A 1,840-nucleotide genomic window follows, 5' to 3' on the forward strand; every position below is an offset into this window, starting at 1 on the left:
GAGGGCGAGCAGCGCGGGCGGCGCGTCCAGCGTGAGGTCGAGCCGGTCGCCGAGCCGCTCGGTCACGGTGTCCAGCAGCCGGTCCCGCGCCGCCGGGGACAGTGCGTCGAAACCGGCGCGCAGCGCGGGCAGCCGCTGTAGGAAGGCTTCGTCGGCCAGGCCGTCCACCCGGTCCAGCAGCGGGGTCAGCGCGGCCGGGGAGGTCTCCAGCAGCGGCCCGGCGGCGGTCAGCAGCCCGGCGATCCGGCGGGCCAGCGCGCGACGCCCCTCGGCCGTGGCGGCCCCGTCCACCCAGGCGGCGGCGCGGGCGCCGAGCCCGGCCGCCGGATCCAGGTCCAGCAGCACCCGCACGGCCGACGCGGCACCCCGCATCAACGGGCTCCCGCCCTCCGCGAGTTCCGTCAGGGCGGCGTCCATCCGCAGCCCCAGCCGGCGGGCGGCGGCCCGGTCGGAGAGGGCCACCAGCGCGGCCGCGTCGGCGGGGTCGTCGCTGCCCGCGAGACCGGGCAGCGACCGCACGGCGGAATCCAGCAGATCACCGCCCAGTGCCTCGGCGGCCTCCCGGGCCGCGGCGGAGGCGCCGGGCAGGTGGCCGCGCCGCAGCCCCTCCAACAGGTCGACGGCCTCCAGGAGTTCCGCCACTCCGGCGGTCTCCGGCAGCACCGCGGCCGCCTCCTCCAGTCGTACGTCGACCAGCTCGGGCAGATCGCAGCGCGCGGCGGCGGCCAGCCCGGCCAGGACCTGCGCAGCCGTCGGGCCGCCCTCGGCGGCCTCGCGGCGTGCGATCTCGCGCAGCGTGCCCGCGGCCGCCTGGGCGGCGGTGACGCCGCGGACCCCCGCCAGATCCAGGCGGGCCGGGACCGAAGGGGTCCAGGACAGCCGCCACTTGCTCCCCAGGGCGGTGCCGTCACCGGTGGCGGCGACGCCGACGGGCTCTCCGTACGAGGCCCCGCACACCAGCAGCCGCTGGAGCAGCACCTCGCGGCGCCCGTCGAGCTCGGAGCGCAGCGGGTCGAGGCGCACCTCGCGCGGCGCCGGGTCCTCGGGGGAGGGCAGCCGCAGAGCCGCCAGCTCCGCCTCCACGGAGGGGCCCAGCCCGGAGCGCGGGGCGTGCGGGGTGGTCCGGCCGCGGCCCGTACCGACGAACACGGCCTCCAGGGCGCGGGCCAGCGCCCGGCCCCGGCCGAGGGGTTCGCCCTGCCCGAGCACCGTGGTGACGGCCTCGAGGAGCTCGCCCCGGCCGGGCGCGGGCAGCCCGCGCAGCACCGCCAGGTCGCAGGCGAGCCGCAGGGCCTCGGCGGCCTCCCCGGTCCCGGCGGTGTGCCCGGCCCCGCGCAGCTCCCGGCACAGCCGGGTGAGCGCGGCCGAGGCCGCCTCCCGCAGCCGCACCGGATCCCCGCCCGCCTCGAACACGGCCTGCTGCCACAGCGGATCCCGGATCCCGGCGGGGTACCCGGAGCGCGAGTCGAGCAGGTCGAAGGAGTACGCGACGAACGAGGTCACGACCTCGGCACCGGCCACGGCGGCCGCCGCGGCCTTCGGGGCGCCGTCCGGGCCCGTGGCCGTGCCTGCGCCCGCTCCTCGCCCGGCCCGCGGAGCGGGAGGGTTCGTGCCAGCGCTGGTTTCCGGCGAACCGGGGCCCGCCACAGAGGCGTCCGCGCCGCTGCGCGGTCCCGGCACCGGCGTGTCCGCGAGCAGCGCCGGGGCGTGGAAGGCCCCGATCACGGCGGCCACGCGACGGCCGCCCGCGGCGGCGGTCGCGATGACACCCCGCATATGGGCCTCCCGCGCCAGGTCCGTCGCCGGGACGGCGCCCGCGTCCGTACGCAGGGCCCAGCCG

General features: G+C 80.0%; 1 protein-coding gene. It reads right to left on the reverse strand.

Annotation, left to right across the window (positions count from 1 at the left end):
• The coding region (locus VR44_RS39010) for a DUF5682 family protein (RefSeq protein WP_045952430.1) at positions 1–1,840 on the reverse strand (1,840 nt) is incomplete at both ends.

This window comes from Streptomyces katrae (assembly GCF_000966975.1).
GTDB lineage: Bacteria > Actinomycetota > Actinomycetes > Streptomycetales > Streptomycetaceae > Streptomyces > Streptomyces katrae.